General features: G+C 63.1%; 22 protein-coding genes and 2 pseudogenes. 14 read left to right on the top strand and 10 right to left on the bottom strand.

The window, feature by feature from the left end:
* Positions 1 to 121: 121 nt before the first annotated feature.
* Positions 122 to 393, bottom strand: a pseudogene (locus AWB82_RS03085) (aldehyde dehydrogenase family protein); the annotation flags it as partial.
* On the opposite strand from AWB82_RS03085, the pseudogene AWB82_RS03080 reads away from it, so the two are divergent.
* Positions 390 to 947, top strand: a pseudogene (locus tag AWB82_RS03080) (GntR family transcriptional regulator); the annotation flags it as partial. The pseudogenes AWB82_RS03085 and AWB82_RS03080 sit on opposite strands and share 4 nt — an antisense overlap.
* Positions 948 to 960: 13 nt before the next feature.
* Here the strand turns inward: AWB82_RS03080 and AWB82_RS03075 are convergent.
* A complete protein-coding gene (locus AWB82_RS03075) occupies positions 961 to 2,280 on the bottom strand; it encodes an MFS transporter (RefSeq protein WP_086965678.1) in 1,320 nt (439 codons plus the stop codon).
* 121 nt (positions 2,281 to 2,401) lie between these two features.
* A complete protein-coding gene (locus AWB82_RS03070; protein ID WP_086965677.1) occupies positions 2,402 to 3,487 on the bottom strand; it encodes a tartrate dehydrogenase in 1,086 nt (361 codons plus the stop codon).
* Positions 3,488 to 3,609: 122 nt separating this feature from the next.
* Here AWB82_RS03070 and AWB82_RS03065 point away from each other — a divergent pair, with 122 nt between their 5' ends.
* From AWB82_RS03065 to AWB82_RS03005, 13 genes are all read left to right on the top strand, one after another.
* Positions 3,610 to 4,530 (top strand): LysR substrate-binding domain-containing protein, encoded by a 921-nt coding sequence (locus tag AWB82_RS03065; RefSeq protein WP_086965676.1) that lies wholly within the window; start codon positions 3,610 to 3,612, stop codon positions 4,528 to 4,530.
* A 111-nt stretch (positions 4,531 to 4,641) separates the two neighbouring features.
* Positions 4,642 to 5,850, top strand: a complete 1,209-nt coding sequence (locus AWB82_RS03060) for an efflux RND transporter periplasmic adaptor subunit (protein WP_086965675.1) — start codon at positions 4,642 to 4,644, stop codon at positions 5,848 to 5,850.
* A gap of 1 nt (position 5,851) precedes the next feature.
* Positions 5,852 to 6,544 carry an ABC transporter ATP-binding protein gene (locus tag AWB82_RS03055; protein WP_086965674.1) on the top strand — a complete coding sequence of 231 codons (693 nt, stop codon included), beginning with the start codon at positions 5,852 to 5,854 and terminating at the stop codon, positions 6,542 to 6,544.
* A 6-nt stretch (positions 6,545 to 6,550) separates the two neighbouring features.
* Positions 6,551 to 7,705 (top strand): ABC transporter permease, encoded by a 1,155-nt coding sequence (locus tag AWB82_RS03050; protein WP_086965673.1) that lies wholly within the window; start codon positions 6,551 to 6,553, stop codon positions 7,703 to 7,705.
* 9 nt (positions 7,706 to 7,714) lie between these two features.
* The gene (locus AWB82_RS03045; protein WP_086965672.1) at positions 7,715 to 8,881 is read left to right on the top strand and encodes an ABC transporter permease; all 1,167 of its coding nucleotides are present in this window, start codon (positions 7,715 to 7,717) and stop codon (positions 8,879 to 8,881) included.
* 103 nt (positions 8,882 to 8,984) lie between these two features.
* Positions 8,985 to 9,377, top strand: a complete 393-nt coding sequence (locus tag AWB82_RS03040) for a tautomerase family protein (protein WP_086965671.1) — start codon at positions 8,985 to 8,987, stop codon at positions 9,375 to 9,377.
* 27 nt (positions 9,378 to 9,404) lie between these two features.
* Positions 9,405 to 9,776 carry a GFA family protein gene (locus AWB82_RS03035; protein WP_086965670.1) on the top strand — a complete coding sequence of 124 codons (372 nt, stop codon included), beginning with the start codon at positions 9,405 to 9,407 and terminating at the stop codon, positions 9,774 to 9,776.
* Between the two features lie 147 nt (positions 9,777 to 9,923).
* Positions 9,924 to 11,390, top strand: a complete 1,467-nt coding sequence (locus tag AWB82_RS03030; RefSeq protein ID WP_086965798.1) for an alkaline phosphatase family protein — start codon at positions 9,924 to 9,926, stop codon at positions 11,388 to 11,390.
* 382 nt (positions 11,391 to 11,772) lie between these two features.
* Positions 11,773 to 12,858 (top strand): linear amide C-N hydrolase, encoded by a 1,086-nt coding sequence (locus tag AWB82_RS03025; protein WP_086965669.1) that lies wholly within the window; start codon positions 11,773 to 11,775, stop codon positions 12,856 to 12,858.
* Between the two features lie 120 nt (positions 12,859 to 12,978).
* Positions 12,979 to 13,665 carry a DUF3348 domain-containing protein gene (locus AWB82_RS03020; protein ID WP_086965668.1) on the top strand — a complete coding sequence of 229 codons (687 nt, stop codon included), beginning with the start codon at positions 12,979 to 12,981 and terminating at the stop codon, positions 13,663 to 13,665.
* Positions 13,666 to 13,675: 10 nt separating this feature from the next.
* Positions 13,676 to 15,922: a DUF802 domain-containing protein gene (locus AWB82_RS03015; protein WP_086965667.1), complete on the top strand. Its 2,247-nt coding sequence runs from the start codon at positions 13,676 to 13,678 to the stop codon at positions 15,920 to 15,922.
* The gene (locus tag AWB82_RS03010) at positions 15,919 to 16,566 is read left to right on the top strand and encodes an OmpA family protein (protein WP_086965666.1); all 648 of its coding nucleotides are present in this window, start codon (positions 15,919 to 15,921) and stop codon (positions 16,564 to 16,566) included. Before AWB82_RS03015 ends, AWB82_RS03010 begins: the two co-directional genes overlap by 4 nt.
* Positions 16,559 to 17,134 carry a DUF2894 domain-containing protein gene (locus tag AWB82_RS03005; RefSeq protein WP_086965665.1) on the top strand — a complete coding sequence of 192 codons (576 nt, stop codon included), beginning with the start codon at positions 16,559 to 16,561 and terminating at the stop codon, positions 17,132 to 17,134. The genes AWB82_RS03010 and AWB82_RS03005 overlap by 8 nt, the downstream gene beginning before the upstream one ends.
* A 51-nt stretch (positions 17,135 to 17,185) precedes the next feature.
* Here the strand turns inward: AWB82_RS03005 and AWB82_RS03000 are convergent, their stop codons facing one another.
* The 7 genes from AWB82_RS03000 to AWB82_RS02970 form a co-directional block, all read right to left on the bottom strand.
* The gene (locus AWB82_RS03000; protein ID WP_086965664.1) at positions 17,186 to 18,169 is read right to left on the bottom strand and encodes a transketolase family protein; all 984 of its coding nucleotides are present in this window, start codon (positions 18,167 to 18,169) and stop codon (positions 17,186 to 17,188) included.
* Positions 18,166 to 19,008 carry a transketolase gene (locus tag AWB82_RS02995; RefSeq protein WP_086965663.1) on the bottom strand — a complete coding sequence of 281 codons (843 nt, stop codon included), beginning with the start codon at positions 19,006 to 19,008 and terminating at the stop codon, positions 18,166 to 18,168. Before AWB82_RS02995 ends, AWB82_RS03000 begins: the two co-directional genes overlap by 4 nt.
* Positions 19,009 to 19,033: 25 nt before the next feature.
* Positions 19,034 to 20,362 (bottom strand): MFS transporter, encoded by a 1,329-nt coding sequence (locus AWB82_RS02990; RefSeq protein WP_086965662.1) that lies wholly within the window; start codon positions 20,360 to 20,362, stop codon positions 19,034 to 19,036.
* A 55-nt stretch (positions 20,363 to 20,417) separates the two neighbouring features.
* Positions 20,418 to 21,167 carry an SDR family NAD(P)-dependent oxidoreductase gene (locus AWB82_RS02985; RefSeq protein WP_086965661.1) on the bottom strand — a complete coding sequence of 250 codons (750 nt, stop codon included), beginning with the start codon at positions 21,165 to 21,167 and terminating at the stop codon, positions 20,418 to 20,420.
* Positions 21,168 to 21,260: 93 nt separating this feature from the next.
* Positions 21,261 to 22,154 carry a LysR substrate-binding domain-containing protein gene (locus AWB82_RS02980; RefSeq protein ID WP_086965660.1) on the bottom strand — a complete coding sequence of 298 codons (894 nt, stop codon included), beginning with the start codon at positions 22,152 to 22,154 and terminating at the stop codon, positions 21,261 to 21,263.
* 6 nt (positions 22,155 to 22,160) lie between these two features.
* Entirely contained in the window at positions 22,161 to 22,748 is a 588-nt protein-coding gene (locus AWB82_RS02975; protein ID WP_086965659.1) for a peroxidase-related enzyme, read from the bottom strand.
* Between the two features lie 48 nt (positions 22,749 to 22,796).
* Positions 22,797 to 25,406 (bottom strand): PAS domain-containing hybrid sensor histidine kinase/response regulator, encoded by a 2,610-nt coding sequence (locus AWB82_RS02970; protein WP_086965658.1) that lies wholly within the window; start codon positions 25,404 to 25,406, stop codon positions 22,797 to 22,799.
* Between the last annotated feature and the right edge of the window lie 88 nt (positions 25,407 to 25,494).

Raw genomic sequence — 25,494 nt, 5'->3', positions numbered from 1 at the left:
ACGTGACGGCTTCCACCCGGAACAGGCAACGCGCGCGGCCAGCCGGCGCAGGTCGCGTGGGGAGTGTTCGGCTTACAGTTTTGTCAGCTAATACACCCACCATCATGTTGTTCGTTTCGGGTTATTCATCGAGTCCGTACTTCGGCCCGTCGCGCGCGAGGCCCGACTCTCTCACACCGCCGCCTCGGTCGAGATGATTCCCGCCACCCGCCACACACGGCCGATGTCGTGCGAATAGAAATACGCGGCAAGACCGAAATTGGCATCGTTCGCGGCCTGGATCGCTTCTTCTTCCCTATCGAAACGGAACAGCGCCGCCACCGGCTCGAAGGTTTCCTCATGCGCGAGCACGCATGCCGCCGTGTGCGCCTTGCCGCCGCAAACGATGCGTGCTGCAAGTGTTGCCACAGCGCGGCACCTTCGTGAAGAAGATCGCGCCACGTCAGGTGCGCGAAGGGCATTTCATTCGCGAGGCGATTGGAACGGCGGTCGCGCGCAAGGCCACGCTCGCCATCACCGATTCTCAACTCGACGATCTCGCCGCGAATCTTCGCGAGCAGAAGAGCGCATCGAAAGCGAACGACACCAGCGCCTTTCTCATGCTCGACGAGCAGTTCCACATGCAGATCGCGCAATCGATCGACTGCGTGGCCGCATGGGACACGATTCAGGACATCAAGGCGCAGATGGATCGCGTGCGGTATCTGAGCTTGCCTGACGTAGCGCCGCTCGATCTGCTCATCAAGCAACATGCGCGGATCGTGAGCGCATTGAAGGCGCATGATCCCGATGGCGCCGAGGAAGCCATGCGCGCGCATCTGCGCGAACTTCTGGTGTCGCTGCATCCCATCGCGGAACGTAACCCCGATTGGTTCGAGCCGGATGAGCCGGAGCGGGTGGCGTTGGGTTCAAAAAAAAGAGCGGCACGTGCCGCTCTTTTTAGTTGAACGAAGATGCCGACTATGTTCTTGCCGTCGCCGCATGTCGTTCGTCGTTCTTCGCCTTGCGACTCAACAAGAGCGTGATCACTGAGGACATCGCGAGCGTCGCGCCGACCACATACAAGCCCGCCGAATAGCTGCCCGTCGTGTTCTTGAGCCAGCCGATCGCGAACGGTCCGACGAAGCCGCCGAGGTTGCCGATCGAGTTGATCATCGCGATACCCGCCGCCGCGCCCGCGCCCGAGAGGAACATGCTCGGCATTGCCCAGAGCGGCGCTTTGGCCGCGCTGATACCCACGTTCACGACGATGAGCGCGAGGATCACGAAGAGCGCCGTGCTCGCCTGACCCGCGAAGATGAATCCGATACAGGCAAGCGCGCAAGGAATCACGACGTGCCACGTGCGCTCTTGCGTACGGTCCGAATGCTTTGCCCAAAGAATCATCGCGACGACTGCGATCACGCTCGGAATCCCGGTGATGAACCCCGTCTCCAGCGCGCTGAAACCGTATTGACGAATGATGAGCGGCGCCCACAGCCCAAGCGTATAGAGTCCCGCCGAGGTGCCGAAGTAAATCAGCGCGAGCGCCAGCACACGCGGATCGCGCAGCGCACTCCATGCGCCCGCGGTATGGCCTGCGTGCGACTGCTTCTCATCGGCTTCGGCTTTCAGCTTGGCGATGAGCCATTCGCGTTCATCGGTCGCAAGCCAGTGCGCCTTCGCGGGCGAGTCCGTCAGAAACCGGAGCACGACGAAGCCGAGCACGATCGCGGGCAACGCTTCGATGACATAGAGGATCTGCCAGTCGGCGAGGCCGAACATCGGCGGCAACTGCATGATCGCGCCGGAGAGCGGCGAGCCGATCGCCGTCGAAATCGGCGCGGCGGCCATGAACCATGCGGCCGCGACCGCGCGTTGCTTGGCGGGGAACCACAAGCTCAGATACAGGATCACGCCGGGAAAGAAGCCCGCTTCGGCGACGCCGAGCAGAAAGCGCAATACGTAGAAGCTCGTCGGTCCCGTGACGAACGCGGAGGCCACCGACACGATGCCCCACGTCACCATCACGCGCGCGATCCAGATGCGCGCGCCCACCTTGTGCAGAATCAGGTTCGACGGCACTTCGAACAGAAAGTAGCCGATGAAGAACAGCCCGCCGCCGAGACCGAACGCGGTGGGCGAAAGGCCGATGGCCTTGTTCATCGTCATCGCGGCGAAACCCACGTTGACGCGGTCGAGAAAACTGACGAAGTAGAGCAGCATCACGAACGGAATGATGCGCCACGCGAGCTTGCGCGATACGCGAGCTTCGACGCCGGATTCGGTGCAGGGTTGCATGTGTCTCCTCCTGTTGAGGAAAATACGCGCAGCGAAGGCATGCGCGTTCCCTGCGCGCGATGTGCATGGCATCGCGCGTCAGGCGTGACGGCCGCGTGATGCGGCCGGATTCTGGGGGTCGTTACGCGGCGGCGGCTTCCACGCGCTCGACGAAGGCGCACACGGCGGCCGTCACTTGCGCGGTCGTCGCCTTGCCGCCGAGATCGCCGGTATGCAGCGCGGGATCGGCCGTGACCGCTTCGACCGCGGCCATTACGCGTTTCGCGGCTTCGAATTCGCCGAGGTGTTCGAGCAGCATCACGACGGACCAGAACGTGCCGATCGGATTGGCGAGACCTTTGCCCATGATGTCGAACGCGGAGCCGTGGATCGGCTCGAACATCGACGCATAGCGGCGCTCCGGATCGATATTGCCGGTCGGCGCGATCCCGAGGCTGCCCGCGAGCGCGGCGGCCAGGTCGCTCAGGATGTCGGCATGCAGATTCGTGGCGACGATGGTGTCGAGCGTGGCCGGACGGTTGACCATGCGCGCGGTGGCGGCATCGACGAGTTCCTTGTCCCACTTCACGTCGGGGAATTCCTTCGAGATCGTGAGCGCGATCTCGTCCCACATGACCATCGCGTGACGTTGCGCGTTGCTCTTGGTAATGACGGTCAGCAACTTGCGCGGACGCGACTGCGCGAGTTTGAATGCAAAACGCATAATGCGTTCGACCCCGGCGCGCGTGAGGATCGACACATCGGTCGCCGCCTCGATCGGATGGCCCTGATGCACGCGGCCGCCGACGCCGGAGTATTCCCCTTCCGAGTTCTCGCGCACGATCACCCAGTTCAGATCCTCGGGCTTGCAGCGCTTGAGCGGCCCGTCGATGCCCGGCAGGATGCGCGTCGGGCGCACGTTGGCGTACTGGTCGAGGCCCTGGCAGATCTTCAGGCGCAGGCCCCACAGCGTGATGTGATCGGGCACGTCCGGGTCGCCGGCGGAGCCGAAGAGGATCGCGTCCTTGTCGCGAATCGCGTCGAGACCATCGGCGGGCATCATCACGCCGTGCTGGCGGTAATAGTCCGCACCCCAGTCGAAATTTTCGAATTGGAATTCAAAATTTTGCGTGCAGCGTGCCAAAGCTTCGAGCACTTGCTGGCCGGCGGGCACGACCTCCTTGCCAATGCCGTCGCCGGGAATGGTCGCGATGCGATATGTCTTCATGTCTCGTCTCCGTTTTCGATGTGTCGGGTGTGTTACAGCGTGGGCTCACTTTACCCAACTTACGCTGCCGAAACCGGTGCTAAACTCAAAGCATCTTTAACTTTTATTCACAAGTGAGCGTCATGGCGGACACCGTTCAGCCCTCGGATCTGAGCTTTTTCTCGACGCTTGCCGCCTCGGGCAGCCTGAGCGCGGCGGCGCGCGAACTGGGCGTAACGGCTGCGGCCGTCAGCAAGCGTCTCACGCAGATGGAAGCGCGCGCGGGCGTGCCGCTCGTGAACCGCACGACGCGCCGGATGATGCTCACGCCCGAAGGCGAGCTGTATCTGGAGCACGCGCGGCGCATTCTCGACGAGATCGACGAACTGGCCGAACTGCTCGGCAGCGCGAAAAAGAGTCCGAAGGGGCTGCTGCGCGTGAACGCGACGCTCGGCTTCGGGCGCAGTCACATCGCGCCGGCAATTTCGCGCTTCGTCGCGCGGCATCCGCAGGTGTCGGTGCAGCTTCAGTTGTCAGTTGCGCCGCCGCCGCTCACGGACGATACCTTCGACGTCTGCATCCGCTTTGGCGAGCCGCCCGACACGCGGGTGATCGCGCGACGCCTTGCGCCGAACCGGCGTCTGTTGTGCGCGGCGCCTGCGTATATTGCCGCGCACGGCATGCCCGCGACGCCGCACGAATTGACGCGGCATAACTGCATCGGCATTCGTCAGGGCGACGAAGCCTACGGCGTATGGCGCCTGAGCACGGGCCGCGGCGCGGCGCGCAAGACGGAGGCCGTGCGCATCAAGGGCAATCTCACGACGAACGATGGCGAGATCGCTGTGAAATGGGCGCTGGAAGGGCACGGCATTCTGATGCGCGCCGAGTGGGACATCAGGGACTATCTCGACGACGGCCGCCTCGTGCTCGTGCTGCCCGAGCACGAGACGCCGAATGCGGACATTTACGCGGTGTATTCGCAACGGCATCAGATGTCGGCGCGGATTCGCGCGTTCGTCGATTTCATCGCGGACGATCTGAAGCGCGCGCATGGCGTTTGAGTGTCGATGAACACGTAAAGGCTTCGTAAATGTGCGAATCGACGGCGCTATACTGAGCGTCCCTTCACCGCACCCGATCCGCCGGCCCATCCCGCGGCGCACGTCCATAAATTGGCTGAACACGATCTGGCAAAGCTCAAAATCGACCGGGGTCCGTCTGCCGCGATGCCGCGGCGCCGGCGCAACTGGCTTCGTTACGTCATCGTCGTTGCAATTGTACTTGCGCTCATCGGCGTGGCGCTCCGTCTTACCGGCCCGCAGGCCGTGGAGACCGCCACGGTCACATCCGTGTATCCCTCGCAAAGCTATACGCTTCTGAACGCCACAGGCTATGTCGTGCCGCAGCGCAAGGCGGCGGTCGCATCGAAAGGGCAAGGGCGCGTCGAATGGCTCGGCGTGCTCGAAGGCACGCCGGTGAAGGAAGGTCAGATCATCGCGCGGCTGGAGAGCAATGACGTCGCCGCGTCGCTCGCGCAGGCGCGGGCGCAGGTCAAGGTCGCGCAAGCCAATCTCGAACTTCAGCGCGCCGAGCTGAAGAACGCCGACGTCGATCTCAGACGCTACAAGATCCTCGCACCGCAAGGCGCGGTTCCGGCGACACAGTACGACGCCGCGCTCGCCCGCTACGACAAGGCGCGCGCGTCCATCAACAGCGACGAAGCCGCGATCGTTTCGGCGCAAGCCAACGCGCAAGCCGCGCAAGTGGCCGTCGATCAAACGGTGATCCGCGCGCCCTTCGACGGCCTCGTGATCGAAAAGCACGCGAACGTCGGCGACAACATCACGCCGTTCTCGTCGGCGTCGGATAGCAAGGGCGCGGTCGTCACCATCGCCGACATGAAGACGCTCGAAGTCGAAGCCGATGTCGCCGAGTCGAACATCGCGCGCATCGCCGTGGACCAGCCGTGCGAGATTCAGCTCGACGCGCTGCCGGATGTGCGCTTCGCGGGCCGCGTGTCGCGCATCGTGCCCACGGTCGATCGCTCCAAAGCCACCGTGCTCGTGAAAGTGCGTTTCGTCGAGCGCGATTCGCGCGTGCTGCCCGAGATGTCCGCGAAGATCGCGTTTCTGTCGAAGCCGGTGCCGCCCGAGGAGAAAAAGGCGGTCGTCGCCGTGCAGCCATCGGCGGTCGTCACGCGCGGCGGCAAGAAGGTCGTCTATGCGGTTGAACACGACACCGCGCGCGAAGTGCCGGTGACGACCGGCGAGCGCATTGGCGATCTGCTGGCGGTGCGGGGCGTGAAGCCCGGCGACGTGCTCGTGCTCGCGCCCGGCGACAAGATCGCGGACGGCGCAAAAGTCACGCTGGCGAAGAAATAACGTGAGCACGACGCCTCTCGTTCAGATCAGTCATGTCGTGAAGTCGTATCGGCGCGGCGTGCAGATCGTGCCGGTGCTGACCGACATCACGCTGTCCATCGCGCAGGGCAATTTCGTCGCGTTGATGGGGCCGTCGGGTTCGGGCAAGAGCACGCTGCTCAACCTGATCGCGGGCATCGACCGGCCCGATAGCGGCGAGTTGCTCGTCGGCGGGCTCGATATCACGCGCCTGCCGGAAGCCGCGCTCGCGGACTGGCGCGCGGCGCACGTCGGCTTCATCTTTCAGTTCTATAACCTGATGCCGGTGTTGTCCGCGTTCGAGAACGTCGAACTGCCGCTGATGTTGACGCGCCTCACGCGCCATGAACGCAAGGAACGCGTCGCGATGGTGCTCGACATGGTCAACATGGCGGACCGCATGAGCCATTTTCCGTCGGAGTTGTCGGGCGGGCAGCAGCAGCGCGTCGCGATTGCGCGGGCGCTGATCACGGACCCGACGCTGATCGTCGCCGACGAGCCGACCGGCGATCTCGACCGCAGCTCGGCCGCCGATGTCCTCGCGATGCTGCAGCGTCTCAACGACAAGCTCGGCAAGACCATCATCATGGTGACGCACGACGCGCACGCGGCCGGCGCGGCGAAGGCGCTCGTGCATCTGGAGAAGGGCGAGCTGATCGATGGAACCACGCGCTAAACCATCATGTTCGTGCTCAAGCTGATTCTGCGCAACGCGCTGCGGCACAAGCTGCGCACCACGCTGACGGTGCTCGGGCTGACCATCGCGGTGCTCGCCTACGGCCTGCTGCATACGGTCGTCGATGCTTGGTATGCGGGCGCGGCGGCGGCATCGAACGCGCGGCTCGTCACGCGCAACGCGATCTCGCTCGTGTTTCCGCTGCCGCTCGCCTACGAGAATCGCATACGCGGCGTCGATGGCGTGACGCTCGTCGCGCGCTCGAACTGGTTCGGCGGCATCTATCGCGATCGGAAGAACTTCTTCGCGCAGTTCGCCGTGTCGGACAATTATCTCGACCTCTATCCCGAGTTCATCATCTCCGAGCAGCAACGCGCCGATTATCGACGCGATCGCAAAGGCGCGCTCATCGGCCGTCAGCTTGCGGATCAATACGGCTTCAAGGTCGGCGACGTCATTCCGCTGAAGGGCACGATCTATCCGGGGACATGGGACTTCGTCGTGCGCGGCATCATGGAAGGGCGCGATGAATCGACCATCACGCGGCAACTGATCTTTCACTACGACTACCTGAACGAGACGGCCCGCAAGACGACCAAACGCAACGTCGATCAGGTCGGCGTGTACGTGGTCGGCATCAAGGACCCGGACGAAGCGGCTGCCGTCTCGCGCAACATCGACAACGTTTTCAGGAACTCGCTCGCCGAAACACTGACGGAAACGGAGCAGGCGTTTCAACTCGGCTTCGTCGCGATGTCGAATCAGATCATCGCGGCGATACGCGTCGTTTCTTATGTAGTGATCCTGATCATCATGGCTGTGATGGCGAACGCCATGGCGATGAGCGCGCGTGAACGCACTACCGAGTACGCCACGCTGAAGGCGCTCGGTTTCGGCTCCGCGTTTCTCTCCGTGCTCGTGTTCGGCGAATCGATGGCGATCTGCGCGATCGGCGGCGGCATCGGGATACTGGCGACGCCGCCGATCGCCGAAGTCTTCAAGCACGCGACCGGCGGCGTGTTTCCCGTCTTCATGGTGTCGCGCGAGACGATGCTTCTGCAGGCCGCATGCGCGTTCGTCGTCGCGATGGCGGCCGCGATTGTGCCGGCGGTGCAGGCGAGCCGCGTGCGCATCGTCGAAGGCCTGCGGGCGATCGGCTGAGGACGCGCGATGGCCATTCCCGTTTCCTACGTCGCGCGCAATCTCTGGGCGCGCCGTCTCACGACGATGCTCACCGCGGGCGGTCTCGCGCTCGTCGTGTTCGTGTTCGCGACCGTGCTGATGCTCGACGCGGGCCTCAAGAAAACGCTCGTATCGACGGGCGAAGCGGACAACGTCGTCGTGATCCGCAAGGGCGCGGAAACGGAGATCCAGAGCGGAATCGACCGCAATCAGGCGAACGTGATGGAGATGCACCCATCGGTCGCGATGAACGGCGACGGCGAGCCGCTCGCTTCGAAGGAAACCGTCGTGCTGATCACGCTCACCAAGCGCGGCGCGAACACGCCCGCCAACGTCGTGATTCGCGGCGTCTCGCCGATGGGCGCGCAATTGCGTCCGCAAGTGACGCTCAGGGCGGGGCGCATGTTCAGGCGCGGGTCGTCGGAGATCATCGTGGGCAGCAGCATCGCGAAGGGATTCGGCGGCACGCGCATCGGCGATCACTTGCGTTTCGCGCAGCGTGACTGGACCGTCGTCGGCCATTTCGATGCGGGCGGCAGCGGCTTCGATTCGGAAATATGGGGCGACGTCGATCAGTTGATGCAATCGTTCCGGCGCACGAGTTATTCGTCGATGGTCGTGCGGCTCGCGCGCAGCGATGCGTTCGAGCGCTTTCGCGCCGATATCGACGTGGACCCGCGCCTCGCCGACGAAGCAAAGCGTGAACAGGTGTTCTACGGCGATCAGTCGAAGTCGCTGTCGACGTTCATCAATATCCTCGGCTTCTCGCTGTCGATCATCTTTTCGATCGCGGCCATGATCGGCGCGATGATCACGATGTACGCGTCGGTCGCGAATCGCGTCGCGGAGATCGGCACCTTGCGCGCGCTCGGGTTCAAGCGCTTCGATGTGCTCGGGGCGTTTCTGCTCGAAGCGTTGTTGCTTGGACTGGTCGGCGGCGTGGCCGGGCTTGCGTGCGCCGCGCTGATGCAATTTGCTTCGTTCTCGACGACCAATTTTCAGACTTTCGCGGACCTGTCGTTCCGCTTTCTCCTGACGCCTTCGGTCATCGCGAAGACGCTCGCGTTTTCGCTTCTGATGGGACTGGTCGGCGGATTCCTGCCGGCGATGCGGGCTTCGCGCATGAATATTGTCGACGCGTTGCGGGCGCGATAATCCGGTTTCTTCGAATGGTCGATGCAAAACAATTCAATTTTCAGCATCGATTGAGCGGCGTAGAGTCGAATTCACCCGAACTCGATTTCGAAGGAGCTTCATCATGCCGCTCGTCAGAATCTCACTCGTGAAAGGCAAGCCGCGCGAGCATATTCGCGCGATCTCGAACGGTGTGCACGAAGCACTCGTCGAAGCGTTCAAGGTGCCCGCCAACGATCGTTTTCAGTTGATCGATGAACACGAGCGCGACCACTTCATTTACGATCCCACTTATCTCGATGTCGAACGAAGCGACGATCTCGTGTTCATTCACATTACCGCGAGCGACTGGCGCGACACGGCGACGAAGAAAGCGTTCTACAGGACACTGGTCGCGAAGCTCGTCGCATCGCCGGGACTGCGCCCCGACGACGTGATGATCGCGCTCGCGCCGAATCGCCGCGAAGACTGGTCGTTCGGACGCGGGCTCGCGCAGTATGTGGAGGACGCGCCCTGACCGAAAACCGAAGGAGACGAACCCACGATGAATCCGACGACCCTGAAAGGCGCGTGTCACTGCGGCGCGATCACGTTCGAAGTGGACACTCGGTCGGAACCCGCCGCGCGCTGCAATTGCAGTTTCTGCCGGCGGCGCGGCGCGGTGATGTCGCCGCCGTTTCTCAGGGACCGGCTTCGCATCCTGTCAGGTGAAGACGACCTCGCGCTTTATCAATTCAACACGCAGGTCGCGAAGCATTTCTTCTGCAAGCGCTGTGGAATTTACACGTTTCATCAGACGCGCTCGAATCCGGATGAGTGGCGCGTCAACCTCGGCTGTATCGATGGCGTCGACGCCTATTCGCTCGATGCGCCCGTCAAGGATGGCGCGAGCAGTTCGGTCGTCGGACGCGCGTAGCCGCGCCGCCCGTGTGAGCGAAAGATGCCGGGAACGCGCCGCATGCTGAGCCCCGACACCCACGAGCCGTTCGCGTTCGACGTTCCGAAACGCAACCGCGTTGCCTTGGAACGGCGTTCGATAAATACACTCAGACGGAGCGCCGTCATGGCACAGAAGCTCTCTATCGAACCCGGCGCGTTACCCCGGCGTCTGCTTACCACGCTCGCCAGCACGGCGATGTTGTCCGCTTGCTGTGGCGGCGGCAGCGACGACGCTTCCGGCTCCGTCACGCCGACGAGTCCCATCGGCGACATTCCGCCCGATCGCGCGAGTCTTCCGCGTCCGGCTCTGCCTGCGCCGGGTACATCGGGTATCGATCACGTCGTGCTCGTCACGATGGAGAATCGCTCTTTCGATCACATGCTCGGCTGGGTGCCGGGCGCGGAGGGCGCGCAGGCGGGCAAGCAATTCACCGATGCATTCGGCGTTGCGCAAGCGACCTTCGCGCTGTCGGTCAATGCAGCCTACGGCTTTCAGGGCTGCCAGTTCGCGGACCCCGATCACGAATACGACGGGGGCCGCACGCATCTGGCGAATGGCGCGATGAACGGATTCCTGCTCACGCCCGATACGAACGAAACGCGCGGCGATCTGCTGCCGATCGGTTACTACACGGGCAGCGACCTCGAATTCTATCGACAGGCCGTGACGCAATACACGGTCTGCGATTACTACATGAGCGGCATTCTCTCCGAGACGTTTTCGAACCGCGTCTATCTGCATAGCGGCGAGACGGATCGCCTGCGCGATACGCTCTATACATCGTCGCTTTCGACGATCTGGGACCGGCTCGATGCGAAGAACGTGTCGTCGAAGTATTACTTTCACGACGTGCCGTTCACGGCGCTCTATGGCACGCGCTACCTCGGCCGCTCGAAGCTCTTTTCCAGATTTCTGTCCGATGCGGCCGGCGGCACGCTGCCATCGTTCTGCATGGTCGATCCGCGTTTCGGCGGCGAGGCGAACGGCACGTCAAACGACGATCATCCGCATGCCGATGTGCGCAACGGCCAGGTGCTGCTCGCGCAAATCTACGAAGCGCTGCGCACGAGCCCGAACTGGAGCACGACGCTCATGATCATTGTCTACGACGAGTGGGGCGGCTTCTTCGAGCATGTCGCGCCGCCGGTCAAGTCGCTGTCGTCGGCGGAACAGAAGCTCGGCAACGACGGCCGTCTGGGTTTTCGCGTGCCCTGCATGCTGCTCGGGCCCCGCGTGCGCGCGAACGACGTGGCGCGCTATCCGTTCGATCCGAGCTCGATTCATCAACTGCTTGCGTGGCGCTTCGGGCTCGATCCGCTGGGCGTGCGCGCGAGCGATCCGACCACGTTCAACATGGCTTATGCACTCGAACTGAGCGATGCGCCGCGCACCGATGCGCCCGCGCTCACGGTGGCGCAAGGGCCGTTCGGCCTCGACTGCTCGAACACGCCGTCGGGCGGGTCGGGTCTCGGCCCAATCGATAAGTCGCGGACGGCGAAAGCGGCCGAAGGCGCATCGCAAACGCCGACGCCGGGCGGTCGCTTCGCCGGCTTGCGCGCGAAGGCCACGGCGCTGGGATTTCCTTCGTGAAGACCGAATCGTTCTTCAGCGCATGCGGCTCGCGTGCGTTTTCCACTCGTGTCCTTTCTCAATGACCATCGGCAATAAATCCTGAATCTATTAGGCGATTTGGTTTTTGTTGAGCAATTTTCACCGATTAGTTAATCATATTCATGACCCGCGCGTTGCTCGCCGCGTGCTTTACAAAGCCGATGGATTCCAATATTGCTGAAGGCGGCTTTCGGTCGTGGCGTGGGGCTCTATCCGCGCCTCGCCCGTCCCTGCGCGGCTCGATGAACTCGCGCAGTCAGACACGAAGCATCGCGCCAACGCGATAGACGCCTTCGCATCGATCGAGCGCGTCCGCGCCGCCGCCGCTCAATGAATAACCAACGACAAAGGGAACACGGCCATGACCCGTCTGACCCGAAAGCTCGCGTGCCTCGTGGCGCTGGCGTTGCTCTCCACGTCGCTCGCGCTTGCCTGCACGCGCGCACTGTATGTCGGCGACAAAGGTCTCGTGATAACGGGCCGTTCGATGGACTGGTCCGAGGACATGCGTTCGAATCTGTGGGTGATGCCCGCGGGCATGGATCGCGATGGCAACGCGGGACCGCGCTCCGTCAAATGGAAATCGAAGTACGGCAGCGTGGTGGTGTCGGGCTACGAGATCGGCACGGTGGATGGCATGAACGAGCGCGGCCTCGTCGCCAATGCGCTTTATCTCGCGGAGACCGATTACGGCAAGCCCGACCCGAAGCGCGATCCGATGTCGATCAGCCTGTGGGCGCAATATGCGCTCGATAACTTCGCGACCGTCGGGCAGGCCGTCTATGTGCTCTCGCGCGAGCCGTTCCAGATCATCGCGCCGCCGCTGCCCAACGGCAAACCGCTGACGATCCATCTTTCGCTTTCCGACGCGCGCGGCGATTCGGCGATCTTCGAGTACATCAACGGCAAGCTCGTCATCCATCAGGGGAAGAAGTACAAGGTGATGACCAACTCGCCGATCTACGACGAACAGCTTGCCATCGATACGTACTGGAAAAGCGTCGGCGGGCTCGGCTTCCTGCCGGGCACGAATCGCGCGGCGGACCGCTTCGTGCGCGCGTCGTTTCTGCTCGATGCCATTCCGAAGCAGGCCGACCCCAACTACATGGCGGGCGTGCCGCAAAAGTCGTATGCGTTTCAGGCGGTGGCGAGCGTGATGAGCGTCATGCGTTCGGTGAGCGTGCCGCTTGGCATCAGCACGCCGGAGCAGCCGAATCTGTCGTCGACGATATGGCGCACGGTGTCGGATCAGCAGAGCCTGATCTATTACTTCGATTCGGCAACGCGCCCCGATACGTTCTGGGTGTCGCTGAAAAAGCTCAACCTGAACCCGGGCGCGCCGGTGATGAAGCTGACGATCGACGCGGGGCAACTTTTCTCGGGCGAGACGGCGGGAAGTTTCGTCGCGACGCAGCCGTTCGCGTTCATGCCCGCGAAGGCGCCGTGAGCCGGCGTTTGCGGCCCTGTTGCCGCCCGTGTTGCCGCGGCTCGACATGAAAACGGGGCATCGAGCCCGCCCGCGCAGGTAAAATAGCGTCCTTTTGCCCCCGGGAACCCTGTGCAAGGCATGAAGCGCACGGCATTCAGCGGCCCGGCGCTCGTGCGCCTGCTGGCGCATTTTGCCGATCTCGACGTTCACGAACCCGCTCAATCGCTCGCGGACCGCCTGAGCCAATGGCTCGGCTGGACCGATGCGATTGCGCTGTCCACCGCGCTCGCCACCGATCCGCCCGCCGTGCCCGGCGCGCGATCCGTCCCTCGCGACGTGGAAGAAGAGTGCGCGCGCGTACGCGCCTCGCTCGCGGGCGCGTTCACACGCGAGGAAGCGGCGATGCGCCGCAGGCATCGTGCTCCCGCGCAACCGTCGCCGGACGATGTGCCCATCGACTATGCGGAATTTCGTCAGCGCTACGTGTCCTTGCAGCAGGCGATGGAATCCGACATCGGCGCGCTGCGCACGCGTTTGCGCGCGACGCTCGCTGCGAGGTCGCCGGACATGGCACGCCTGGCCGTCGTCGATGCCGTGATGGAACAGGCGTTGAGCGCGCGCGAGCGCAATCTGCTCGCCAACGTGCCCGCTCTGCTCGGCAAGCATTTCGAGCGCATGAAGCGCGCTCATGCCGCCGTCGAAACATCCGCGCGCAATACTTGGCTCGACGTGTTTCGCAAGGATCTGCAAAGCGTGTTGCTCGCCGAACTGGATGTTCGTTTTCAACCGATCGAAGGCTTGCTCGCGGCTCTTCGCCCCCGCTAACTGGCTCGCTATGCCCCGAAATCTTTTGAACATCGTTGTTTTTTCGATTGGCCTCGCCGCGGTGCTCGGCATCGGCATTGCGTATATCGCGTCGAATGCAATCGCGTTCGCCGTCACGCTCGTGGTCGCCGCATGCTATCTCGCGGGCGCGGCGGAATTGCGCCGCTATCAGCAGATCACGGGCACGCTCGAACAGGCCGTCGCGCAACTCGCGAGCGCGCCGCGCAGTTTCGCCGTGTGGCTCGACAGCCTCGATCCGAGCCTGCGCAATGCGGTGCGTCTGCGCGTCGAAGGCGAGCGCGCGGCGTTGCCCGGTCCGGTGCTCGCGCCGTATCTCGTCGGCCTGCTCGTGTTGCTCGGCATGCTCGGCACGCTGCTCGGCATGGTCGCGACCTTGCGCGGCACCGGCACGGCGTTGCAAAGCGCATCCGATCTGAGCGCGATCCGCGCATCCCTCGCCGCGCCCGTTACGGGCCTGGGTTTCGCGTTCGGCACGTCGATCGCAGGCGTCGCGACGTCCGCGATGCTCGGTTTGCTGTCGGCGCTGTGCCGTCGCGAACGTCTCTTCGTCACGCAGCAACTCGACATGAAAATCGCGACGACGCTGCGCGTTTTCACGCAGGCGCATCAGCGCGACGAAACGTTCAAGCTGCTTCAGCTTCAGACGGAATTGATGCCGAAGCTCGTCGATCGTCTTCAGTCGATGACCATCGCGATCGAGCAACAAAGTCTTGCCGCGAGCGAGCGCCAGATGGCGAATCAGGATGCGTTTCATGCGAAAGCGGAGACGTCGTATCGGCGGCTCGCGACATCGGTCGAACTGTCGTTGAAGCAAAGCGTGGCCGACAGCGCGCGTGCCGCGAGCGCCGCATTGCAGCCCGTCATGCAGACGACGATGGACGGCATCGCGCGCGAAGTCACCGCTTTGCACGGCAGCGTCGAGCAGGCGGTCGCGCGTCAACTGGAAGGTTTGTCGAGCGGCTTCGAGGCGTCGTCGGCGAAGGTCGCGGACATCTGGAACGCGTCGCTCTCGAAGCACGCGCAGTCGAACGCGGCGCTCGTCGGCGAGATGAGCGGATCGCTCGATCGTTTCGCGCAGACATTCGATCAACGCGCGACGAACCTCGTCGAAGGCGTGTCGGCGCAAATGGACCGCGTGTCGGGCGCGCTGGAGTCGTCGGTTGCGAAGCACGAGCAATCGCGCGATGCGCTCGTCACGCGCATGGGTGCATCGCTCGAACGCTTTGCCGAGACATTCGATACGCGTTCGTCCGGCTTGATCGGCGATGTTTCCGCGCGCCTCGACACCGCGACGAGCAACATGTCGCAAGCATGGAGCGATGCGCTCGCACAGCACGCGCGCGCCAACGAGCAAGCATCCGCGCAGAACCAGAATGCGTTGACGACCGCGACGGCCAGTTTCGGGCAACACGCGGCGGCGCTCGTGCAATCGGTCGATCGTTCGCACGCGGACTTGCGCGCCGAACTCGCGCAACGCGGCGAGGAACGCCTTGCCGCGTGGAGCGGCGCGCTCGACACGATGGCCGGCTCGTTGCGCGAGCAATGGCAGGAAACGAGCGCGGTGGCCGCGAATCGTCAGCAGGACATCTGCGACGCGCTCGCGCAAACCGCGCGCGACATGTCCACGCAATCGCAGACGCACGCGAGCGCGACCATCGCGGAGATCGAACGGCTCGTGCAGGCTGCATCGGAAGCGCCGAAGGCGGCGGCCGAAGTCGTCGCGGAAATGCGTCAGAAGCTTTCCGACTCGATGGTCCGCGATACCGCGATGCTCGATGAACGCAGCCGCCTGCTCGCCACCGTCGAAACGCTGCTCGACGCCGTGAACCTCGCATCGAACGAGCAGCGCGCCGCGATCGACGCGCTGGTCGACACATCGGCGACGCTGCTTGAGCGCGTCGGCAATCAATTCACCGGCACGGTCGAAGCCGAAGCCGGCAAGCTCGGCGCGATGGCCGCGCAAGTGACGACGAGCGCGGTCGAAATGGCGAGCCTCTCGGATGCGTTCGGCGCGGCCGTGCAGTCCTTCGGCGAATCGAACGACAAGCTCGTGGCGCATCTCGAACGCATCGAAAGCGCGCTCGACAAATCGCTCGCACGCAGCGACGAACAGCTCGCGTATTACGTTGCGCAGGCGAAGGAAGTCATCGATCTGAGCATGATGTCGCAGAAGCAGATCGTCGAGGACTTGCAGAATATCGCGGGGCAACGCGTGGCCGGAGCGCGGGCGGCATGAACGAGGAAATCGACGGCGGCGCGGAAAACGCCGCGCCGATCTGGGCAGCCTTCGCCGATCTGATGGCGGTGTTGCTGGGCGCGTTCGTACTGATACTCGTCGGCGTGATCGGCGTGCAGTTGCAGCTGGAGAACAAGCTCGACGAAGAAGTGAAGCATCGGCAGGAGGAAACGCAGCGCCGCAAGACGCTGGAGCAGGCGCTCGCGGGTCCGCTCGCATCGGGGCGCGTGACGCTCGTGAACGGGCGTATCGGCATTAGCGGCAGCGTGCTCTTCGCGCTCAATTCCGATCAGTTGCAGCCGCAGGGCCGCGATGTGCTGAAGAGTCTCGCCGGGCCGCTTTCCACGTATCTGCGCGCGCATGAGGAAATCCTCATGGTGAGCGGTTTCGCCGACGATCAACAGGTACATGAAGGCAACCGGCGCTTCGCGGACAACTGGGAGCTTTCGGCGAAGCGCGCGTTGACGGTCACGCGAGCGTTGATCGATGCCGGCGTGCCTTCGTCGTCCGTGTTCTCGGCCGCGTTCGGTTCGGAACAGCCCGTGAGTTCCAACGCCGATGAAATCGGGCGCGCGAAGAATCGTCGCGTGGAGATTTCCGCCGTGCCGCGTTCGGCCGATGGCGCGGTGAAGGCTCATGATTAGCGCGACGCCGGCACGCGCAATGCTCGAAGCGTGGCGCGCGAACGGCGACGATCGCGCGAATCCCGTGCGCTTCCATCTCATCGATGCGCTGGACAAGCGCGCGGCCGCATACGAAGGCGAGACGCGCCGCATGCTCGACGAGCGCGTCGCGCAATTGCTCGATGCTTATCGAAGCGATATCGAGCGCGCCGCATCGTGCCACGCTACAAACAAGAGCGAACGCGGACCGCTTGCAATGCTCGTCGCAGATATCGGGAAGGCGTCGTCGATGCACGAGACATCGCATGCGCAATTGCTCGATTACTTTCGCGCGGTATGGTCGAAAGTCAGCGCGGAAAAGCAATTGCGCGATTCGCTCGCGCAGGTGCCCAGGAACGCGGGACCGCTTAATTCAAGCAGTCTCGTGCATCGGTCGTTGTCGCTCATGCGCGAAGTATCGCCGGGTTATCTTGAGCAATTCCTCGCATACGTCGATGCACTTTCCTGGATCGAATCGATGAACGGACCGGGCGTGATCGTCGCGAAAGAGGCGGCGGGCGCGAAGAAGGGCGCACGCAAGAAGAAGTAATGAAGCGCCGCGCGATTCGTCGAACCGCGCGGCGCACGCGTATTACGCGTATTACGCGAGCCAGCCTTTGATGGTGCTCGACATCACGTTCGTCGAGATGCCATAGCGATCGTGCAGCGTGGGCAGCGCGCCCGCGTCGAGGAACGCATCGGGCAGCGCGATCTGACGATAAGCCGGCGTAACGCCAGCGGTCAGCAGCGCGGTCGCGACCGCTTCGCCCAGTCCGCCGATCACCGTATGGTTTTCCGCCACCACCACGAGACGCCCCGAGCGCTTCGCTTCGCGAATGATCGTCTCCGTATCGAGCGGCTTGATCGTCGGCACGTGCAGCACGGCGACATCGACGTTATCGGCCTGCAATGCCTTGGCGGTTTCGAGCGCGCGCATTGTCAAAATACCCGACGAGATGATGAGCACGTCGCGGCCATCGCGCAGAAGCTTCGCTTTGCCCAGTTCGAACTTATAGTCGTATTCGTCGAGCACGGCGGGCACGTTGCCGCGCAAGAGTCGCGCATATACCGGGCCTTTGTGCGCGGCGATCGCGGGCACCATCTGCTCGATATCGAGCGCGTCGCACGGATCGATCACGGTCATGTTCGGCATCGCGCGCATCAGCGCGAGGTCCTCCGCGGCCTGATGGCTCGGGCCATAACCTGTCGTGAGTCCCGGCAGCGCGGCGACGATCTTCACGTCGAGGTTATCTTCCGCGATCGTCTGGTGGATGAAGTCATACGCGCGGCGCGTCGCGAATACCGCATACGTGGTCACGAAGGGCTGCGCGCCTTCATGCGCGAAGCCCGCCGCCGCGCCCATGAGCAATTGCTCGGCCATGCCCATCTGGTAGTAACGCTCGGGAAACGCCTTCGCGAAGATATGCAGGTCCGTGTACTTGCCGAGATCGGCCGTCATGCCGATGATGTTCGTCTTCGCGCGCGCCTCTTCCACGAGCGCATGGCCGAAGGGCGCGGAACGCGTGAGTTGTCCTTCGCTCGCGATCGACGCGATCATCGCGGATGTTTTCAGACGTGTGCTCATGCTTGTCTCCCTGCTTCGAGCGCTTGGAGCGCCAGTTGCCATTCGTGGGCATCGACGCGGATGAAATGGTTTTTCTCGCGTTGTTCGAGGAAGGGCACGCCGCAGCCCATCTTCGTATCGCACACGATGATGCGCGGCTTCGCGTCCTGCAGATTGCGCGCGTTGTCGAAGGCTTGTTTCACCGCATCGATGTCGTTGCCGTCCACGCGCTGCACGTACCAGCCGAATGCTTCGAGCTTTTCGGCGAGCGGTTCGAACGACATGATCTGCGTCGAGGGGCCATCGGCCTGCTGATTGTTCACATCGACCATCGCGATGAGATTGTCGAGCTTCCAGTGCGCCGCCGACATGAGGCCTTCCCAGACCGATCCTTCGTCGAGTTCGCCATCGGAGAAAAGCGTGTAGACGAAGGACTTCGAGCCTTTGCGCTTGAGGCCGAGACAACGGCCCACCGCGATCGTGAGACCTTGTCCGAGCGAGCCGCCCGACATTTCCATGCCGGGCGTATAGCTCGCCATGCCGGACATCGGCAGACGGCTATCGTCGCTGCCATACGTTTCGAGTTCCTCTTGCGGCAGGATGCCGGCTTCGAAAAGCGCGGCGTACAGCGCGATCGCATAGTGACCGTTCGACAGCAGGAAGCGGTCGCGGCCTTCCCACGCGGGATCTTCGGGGCGGTAGTTCATCGCGCCGAAGTAAGCGACGGCCAATACATCGGCGATATCGAGCGCCTGACCGATATAACCTTGACCCTGCACTTCGCCCATCAAAAGCGCGTTGCGGCGGATACGATAGGCGCGCTCGGCGAGCGTCACCTCCTCGATAACGGGAGTGTTCATGTGTTGTCTCCTTGAATGAATGAAATCAGCGATTGACCGTTTTGGCGGGCACGAAGAACACGAGCACCGCGCCGATCACGATGGCTATCGAAATGAAGATCAGGCCCGCGGTCGATTTGCCGGTCAGATCGTTGAGCCATCCGACGATAGCCGGCGAGAAGAAGCCCGCGAGATTGGCGAAGCAGTTGACCGCGGCGATGCCCGCCGCCGCCGACATGCCGCCCAGCACCGCCGTGGGCAGCGACCAGAATTGCGACGATGACGCGAGAATGCCGGCCGCCGCGATGCTCAGGCAGACGATCGACGCACCCACGCTGCCGAGCATCGGCAAGGTGGCGAAGCCGGCTGCGGATACGAGCATCGGAATCGCGAGATGCAAGCGGCGTTCGCGACGCTTGTCGGCACTCGCGCCGATCAGCGGCAGCGCGACGATGGCGCAGAGATACGGAATCGCGGTGAGGATGCCGACCCACAGCGGGTCCGCCACGCCGGTGCGACGGACGATCGTCGGCAGCCAGAACGTCAGCCCGTATTGACCCATCACGACGCAGAAGTAGATCGCGGCCATCAACCACAGACGCCGGTCGCCGATGAAGGCGCGGATCGACACGTGCTTCACCGTTTGCGCGCTGTCCTTTTCGACATTGCGCTTGAGCAGCGCTTTCTCTTCGTCGCTGAGCCATTTCGCGCCGGCGATGCCGTTGTCGAGATAGAACAGGATCGCGACGCCGAGAAAGAGCGAAGGCAGCGCTTCCAGCATGAAGAGCCACTTCCATCCGGCGAGCCCTTGCACGCCCTGGAACGCATGCAGGATGTAGCCGGAGAGCGGTCCGCCGACGATGCCCGCGAGCGGAATCGCCATGAAAAACAGCGAGAGTGCCTTGGCGCGGCGCGCGGCGGGGAACCAGTACGTGAGATAGAGAATCACGCCCGGCGCGAAGCCCGCTTCGGCGACGCCGAGCAGAAAGCGCAGGACATAGAACATCGTGGGTGACTTCACGAACACGAAGCACGCGGATATCACGGCCCATGTCAGCATGATGCGCGCGAGCCAGTTGCGCGCGCCCACTTTATGCAAGATGACGTTGCTTGGCACTTCGAATAAAAAGTAGCCGAGAAAGAAGATGCCCGCGCCGACGCCGTAAATGGTTTCGCTAAAGCGCAAGTCGTTGAGCATCTGCAACTTGGCGAAGCCCACGTTCACGCGATCGAGATACGCGCCGAGATAGCACAGCATCAGAAACGGAATCAGGCGGCGTCCGACCTTGGCGTAGGTCTTTGCTTCGAAGCTGTTGGCATCGTCGGACGATGCGAATTCGGCGCTTACCGCCGCAGCGGATAACTTTGATTTCATTTGTGTCTCCATCCATGTTCGACGCCCTGGTTTCCAGATGCGTCTGCGCGTGCAATCAATGAATCAGCATGCCGCCGTTGACATCGAGCGTGACGCCGGTGAGATAAGACGAAAGATCGCTCGCGAGAAAGAGGCACGCGTTGGCGATATCCGCCGCGTCGCCGAGGCGGCCGAGCGGAATGCCCTTGATGACGTCCGCGCGCATCTCGGGCGTCAGCTTGTCGCCGGTGATGTCGGTTTGAATGAGGCCCGGCGTGATCGAATTCACGCGGATGCCGTCCGCGCCGAATTCGCGCGCCATCGCCTTCGCGAGACCGAGCACGCCAGCCTTCGCCGCGCTGTAATGCGGCCCGCCGAAGATGCCGCCGCCACGTTGCGCCGACACCGACGACATGCACACGATGCTGCCGCTCTTCTGCTTTTTCATCTGCGGAATGACGGCCTGCGACATATACAGCGTGCCGCGCAGATTCACGCCGATGACCGCATCGAAGTTATCCGCGCCGATCTCCAGCGTTTTGATTGGCTGCGTGATGCCCGCGTTATTGATGAGCGCGTCGATGCGGCCGTACTTCGCGATGGTCGCATCGGCGGCGGCGACGCACGCGGCTTTGTCGGTGACGTCGCAAGCGAGACCGAGATGGCCTGCGCCCAGATCGTTCGCGGCGGCTTGCGCGTCCGCTTCCTTCAGGTCCAGCACGACGATGCGCGCGCCTTGCGCTGCGAGCGCCTTCGCCGTCGCCTTACCGATACCGCGCGCCGAAGCCGCGCCCGTGACGATCACTACCTGGTTTTCGAGCAACATCGTTGTCTCCGTTGGTTGTCTGGTGTAGGCGCAGTTTCCCCGCCTTCGACCTGACGATCAACGCAGTTTGTCTCAACTATTGCTGAGAAATTTTCAGGTATGGGCGCGAGGCTCGATTTGCCGATCCATCCACGCAAGAAACTTGGCGACGCGCGGCAATCCGGCGTTTTGACTCGGGTAAACGAGATGATGCGCGCCGACTTCGACCGCGTATTCCTTGCCGAATACCGGTACGAGCGAGCCGCGTTCCAGATGCACGGACGCGAGCATCGTACTTTCGAGCGCGATGCCGTGACCGAGCGCCGCCGCTTCGAGCGACATGTACGAGCGGTCGAACGAAAAGTCGAACGCCTTGCGCTTCGCCGCGACGCCGAATTTCCCGAACCATTGCTGCCATTGAACGAGCGGCGTCTCGGAGAGAATCAGACGCCGGTCGAGCAGGTCGTCGGGCGAGGCGACGGGAAAACGCTCCAGATAGGCGCGTGACGCGAGCGGCGCGATGGTTTCGTGGCGCAGCGTCTTCACTTCGACATCGGTCCAGTGCGCATAGCCATGACGCACGGCGATATCGTAGTAACCCGAAGTGAACGACACGTCTTCATACGAGCACGCGAGGTTCATCTGTATGTCGCCATTGGCTTCCTGAAACGCGGCGAGACGAGGGAGAAGCCACATCAGGCCGAAGCTCGGACTCGAATGAATGCGCAGGATTTCGACGGACGTCTCGCTCGATGCAAGCTCGGTTGCGCGATTGAGTTCGGCGAGCGCGCCGGTGACGTCGGAAAGATATTGCGTGCCGGTCGGCGTGAGGACGAGGCCGCGGCCCAGCCGCGTGAACAACGGCCGCCCGACGATGCTTTCGAGATTCGCCAGTTGATGACTGACGGCCGAAGGCGTGAGGCCGAGTTCGTCGGCGGCGCGGTTCACACTCTTCGTGCGCGCGACGCTCTCGAACGCGATGATGGATTTGAGCGGAGGAAGACGCATGGATGCTTACTTCGGTTCCTTCGGCACACGCCCCATCAGGAAGAACTCGTCGTTGGGGCGCATCGATATGACGTTCGCCATGCGATTCGATAACCCGAAGAATGCCGTGATCGCAGCGATATCCCACGCGTCTTCGTCGCTGAAACCATGCGCGTGCAACGCGGCGAAATCGGCGTCATCCACGGCGCCGGACGCGCGGCACACCTTGAGCGCGAAATCGAGCATCGCCTTCTGGCGCGGCGTGATATCCGCCTTGCGATGATTCACCGCGATCTGATCGGCGACCAGCGCATGCTTTTCATAGATGCGCAGAATGGCTCCGTGCGCGACGACGCAATAGAGACAATCGTTCACCGCGCTCGTCGCGACGACGATCATCTCGCGCTCGCCCTTGCTCAAGCCGCCTTCCTTCAGCATCAGCGCATCGTGATAGGCGAAGAACGCGCGGAACTCGGCGGGCCGATGCGCGAGCGTGAGAAACACGTTCGGCACGAAACCCGCCTTGTCCTGCACTTCGAGAATGCGCGCGCGGATATCGTCGGGCCAGTCTTGCGGATCGGGAACGGGATAGCGGCTGATGGGCTTGTGCGTCATGACGTCCTCGAAGGCGTTGATCGAACGCCCATTGTAGTGTGAGGACCCTTAGCGCGTGATCGTGAGCGACGACAATAACTTCAAGAGGCTTTCCACGTTCACCGGCTTCACGAAGTGATAATCGAAGCCCGCCGATTGTGCGCGCAATCGGTCTTCCGCTTGTCCATAACCCGTGATCGCGATCAGCAGCGGCGTCGTGTCACCCTTGCGACGCAGGCGCCGCGCGAGTTCATAGCCGTCGATATCAGGCAGGCCGATATCGAGTAGCGCGACATCGGGCTGCAATAGCGGCGCGGCTTCGAGCGCTTCCGCCGACGAATACGCGACGCGCGCGACATGTTCCTCCGACTCGCATAACATCGCGAGCGAATCGGCGGCATCGCGGTTATCGTCGACGACAAGAATGCGCAGCGCCTTGCGCGCCTCGCGCATGCTCGTTTCCGAGAGCGCGAGCGCGGAGTGTCTTTCGTGATGATGCAGACGCGGCAGCCGCACGCTGACGGTCGTGCCGAGCCCCGGTCCGGGACTTTGCACCGTGATCGTGCCTTTATGCATTTCGACGAGCTTCTTCACGAGCGAAAGCCCGATGCCGAGTCCGCCGTTCGAGCGGTCGAGCGTGCGCTCGCCTTGCGCGAATAGCTCGAATACCTTCGGCAGAAGATCCGCCGAAATGCCGGTGCCCGTATCGGCGATCACGATCGACACCGACTCATCCGCCGCCTGCACGCTCACGCTGATACGGCCTTGCTCCGGCGTGTATTTGCTCGCGTTGTTCAGCACGTTGACGAGGATTTGCGAGAGACGCGTGGGATCGCCGCAGACCCAGGTGTTCGCATCGGATACATCGACGTGAATGTTCTGCGAACGCGACTCGACCATGCCCGCGATCGCCTCGACCGCGTGATACACGGCCGTGCCGACGAGAATCGGTTCGAGTTGCAGCGCGATGCGTCCCTGCGTGATGCGCGACACCTCCAGCAGGTCGTCCACGATGCGGGTCATGTGCTCTACTTGCCTGCGCATCAGATCGATCAGATCGCGCAGATGCGTGTCGGCATCCTGATCCTTTTGCAGAAGCGCGATAGCCGTGCGCAACGGCGCAAGCGGATTGCGCAGTTCATGCGCGAGCATCGCGAGGAACTCGTCCTTGCGGCGGCCCGCTTCGCGCAACATCAGCTCCATATGCTTGCGCTCGGTGATGTCGATCACGCTGCCGATGATGCGCAGCGGCTCGCCGTCCTTGCTGCGCTGAAGTAAGGCGCTGCCCTGCATCCACTGTTCGCCGTGCCGGTTGCGCACGCGAAATTCGAAGTGGCCGTCGGGGTTTTCGCCGGCCGCGATGCTGCGCACGTAGCGGTCGAGCGTCGCGCTGTCATCGGGATGCACGCGTGCAAGCGCGGCTTCGTAGCCGAGCGTTTCGGAGATTTGGCGCTCGCCGCCGGTTTCGAGCGACAGCGTCCACGTGGCGAGTTCGAGCGACGCGATATGAACATTCGCGGCCTGCATCGCAACCGTCAGGCGCAAGCTGCGCGTTTCGATCGCGGCTTGCGCTTCGAAGCGCGGCGTGACGTCGGTCGTCGTGCCGAACCATTCCTGCAAGTTGCCCTGATCGTCGTAGAGCGGCGCGGCATGCGCCTGCACCATGCGATAGACGCCATCATGCCGGTACATGCGAAAGGTGAGCGTGCACGCGACGCCCTCGCGCAATGCGTCGAGCCATGCCTGATGCGTGCGCTCGCGATCGTCGGGATGGATGTAGTCGAGCCAGCCCCAGCCGGACAGTACTTCCGGCGACGTGCCCGTGAAACTTTCCCATTCGCCGCCGGAAGGACGGATTTCGCCGTTCGCATCGGCGGACCAGACAAGCGCGCCCGTCGTCTCGACGAGTGCCCGATAGCGTCGCTCGGAAAGGCTCAGGCGATCTTCGTCGGCGCGTTGCGTGCTGATATCGAAGCTCACGCCATAGACGCGCGTGAGCACGCCCTGACGGTCGAACTCGGGATGCCCGCGCATGCGCAGCCAGCGGCGTTTTCCCTGATCGCCTTCCAGCACGAAGTCGAATTCGAACGGACCGCCATCGCGCAATGCCGCGGTCAGCTTGCGCTGAAACGGCTCGCGATACTCGGGCGCGACGCGGTCCCACACTTCCGAAAGAAGAACCGCTTCGGTTCCGGGCGGAAAAGAATAGAGCGCGGCGAGTTGCGCGGTCATGCGCACGACGCGCGTTTTCATGTCCCATTCCCACGCGCCCATGCGCGCGCCCGCGAACGCGGCCTGCAGTCGCCGCTCGCTCGCTTCGTACATCGCCCATGCATGGCGGCACTCGTGAATGTCGATCGCGACGCCGACGGTTTCTCCGATCTGTCCTTCTTCGTCGCGCCGCGCCTGAAGATGCAGCGTATGCCAGCGGAATGCGGCGTCGTTGCGCAACAGGCGGACATCGACATTGCGAAGCAGCGTGCCGTCGCGCATTTGACGCAGTGCATCGAGAACGGGCGGGATATCGTCGGGGTGGACGAAATCTTTCCAATGCTGTCCGACGAGTTCGGGAAATGGAATGCCGAGATAGCGGCAAGCCCATGGATTGGCGTACTGGATTACCCCGTCTCGCGCCGCGCGCCATACGAACGACGGCAGAAAATGAGCAGGATCGTGCATGGGCGTCCTTGCTTCTATACTCCGGCGAAAAGCGTCACCGCGCGCTGTGTCGAAGGCTGGGATAGCTTATGCATACCATACAACAAAA

The sequence above is a fragment of the Caballeronia glebae genome, assembly GCF_001545035.1.
Classification (GTDB): Bacteria; Pseudomonadota; Gammaproteobacteria; order Burkholderiales; family Burkholderiaceae; genus Caballeronia; species Caballeronia glebae.
The sequence above is the reverse complement of the archived record's forward strand: the minus strand, read 5'-3'. Positions and strand labels throughout refer to the sequence as shown.

Coding starts and splice junctions, on each gene's coding strand:
- AWB82_RS03075 (WP_086965678.1), bottom strand. CDS start 2,280: ATGCAACCCTGCACCGAATCCGGCGTCGAAGCTCGCGTATCGCGCAAG.
- AWB82_RS03070 (WP_086965677.1), bottom strand. CDS start 3,487: ATGAAGACATATCGCATCGCGACCATTCCCGGCGACGGCATTGGCAAG.
- AWB82_RS03065 (WP_086965676.1), top strand. CDS start 3,610: ATGGCGGACACCGTTCAGCCCTCGGATCTGAGCTTTTTCTCGACGCTT.
- AWB82_RS03050 (WP_086965673.1), top strand. CDS start 6,551: ATGTTCGTGCTCAAGCTGATTCTGCGCAACGCGCTGCGGCACAAGCTG.
- AWB82_RS03045 (WP_086965672.1), top strand. CDS start 7,715: ATGGCCATTCCCGTTTCCTACGTCGCGCGCAATCTCTGGGCGCGCCGT.
- AWB82_RS03040 (WP_086965671.1), top strand. CDS start 8,985: ATGCCGCTCGTCAGAATCTCACTCGTGAAAGGCAAGCCGCGCGAGCAT.
- AWB82_RS03035 (WP_086965670.1), top strand. CDS start 9,405: ATGAATCCGACGACCCTGAAAGGCGCGTGTCACTGCGGCGCGATCACG.
- AWB82_RS03030 (WP_086965798.1), top strand. CDS start 9,924: ATGGCACAGAAGCTCTCTATCGAACCCGGCGCGTTACCCCGGCGTCTG.
- AWB82_RS03025 (WP_086965669.1), top strand. CDS start 11,773: ATGACCCGTCTGACCCGAAAGCTCGCGTGCCTCGTGGCGCTGGCGTTG.
- AWB82_RS03020 (WP_086965668.1), top strand. CDS start 12,979: ATGAAGCGCACGGCATTCAGCGGCCCGGCGCTCGTGCGCCTGCTGGCG.
- AWB82_RS03015 (WP_086965667.1), top strand. CDS start 13,676: ATGCCCCGAAATCTTTTGAACATCGTTGTTTTTTCGATTGGCCTCGCC.
- AWB82_RS03010 (WP_086965666.1), top strand. CDS start 15,919: ATGAACGAGGAAATCGACGGCGGCGCGGAAAACGCCGCGCCGATCTGG.
- AWB82_RS03005 (WP_086965665.1), top strand. CDS start 16,559: ATGATTAGCGCGACGCCGGCACGCGCAATGCTCGAAGCGTGGCGCGCG.
- AWB82_RS03000 (WP_086965664.1), bottom strand. CDS start 18,169: ATGAGCACACGTCTGAAAACATCCGCGATGATCGCGTCGATCGCGAGC.
- AWB82_RS02995 (WP_086965663.1), bottom strand. CDS start 19,008: ATGAACACTCCCGTTATCGAGGAGGTGACGCTCGCCGAGCGCGCCTAT.
- AWB82_RS02990 (WP_086965662.1), bottom strand. CDS start 20,362: ATGAAATCAAAGTTATCCGCTGCGGCGGTAAGCGCCGAATTCGCATCG.
- AWB82_RS02985 (WP_086965661.1), bottom strand. CDS start 21,167: ATGTTGCTCGAAAACCAGGTAGTGATCGTCACGGGCGCGGCTTCGGCG.
- AWB82_RS02980 (WP_086965660.1), bottom strand. CDS start 22,154: ATGCGTCTTCCTCCGCTCAAATCCATCATCGCGTTCGAGAGCGTCGCG.
- AWB82_RS02975 (WP_086965659.1), bottom strand. CDS start 22,748: ATGACGCACAAGCCCATCAGCCGCTATCCCGTTCCCGATCCGCAAGAC.
- AWB82_RS02970 (WP_086965658.1), bottom strand. CDS start 25,406: ATGCACGATCCTGCTCATTTTCTGCCGTCGTTCGTATGGCGCGCGGCG.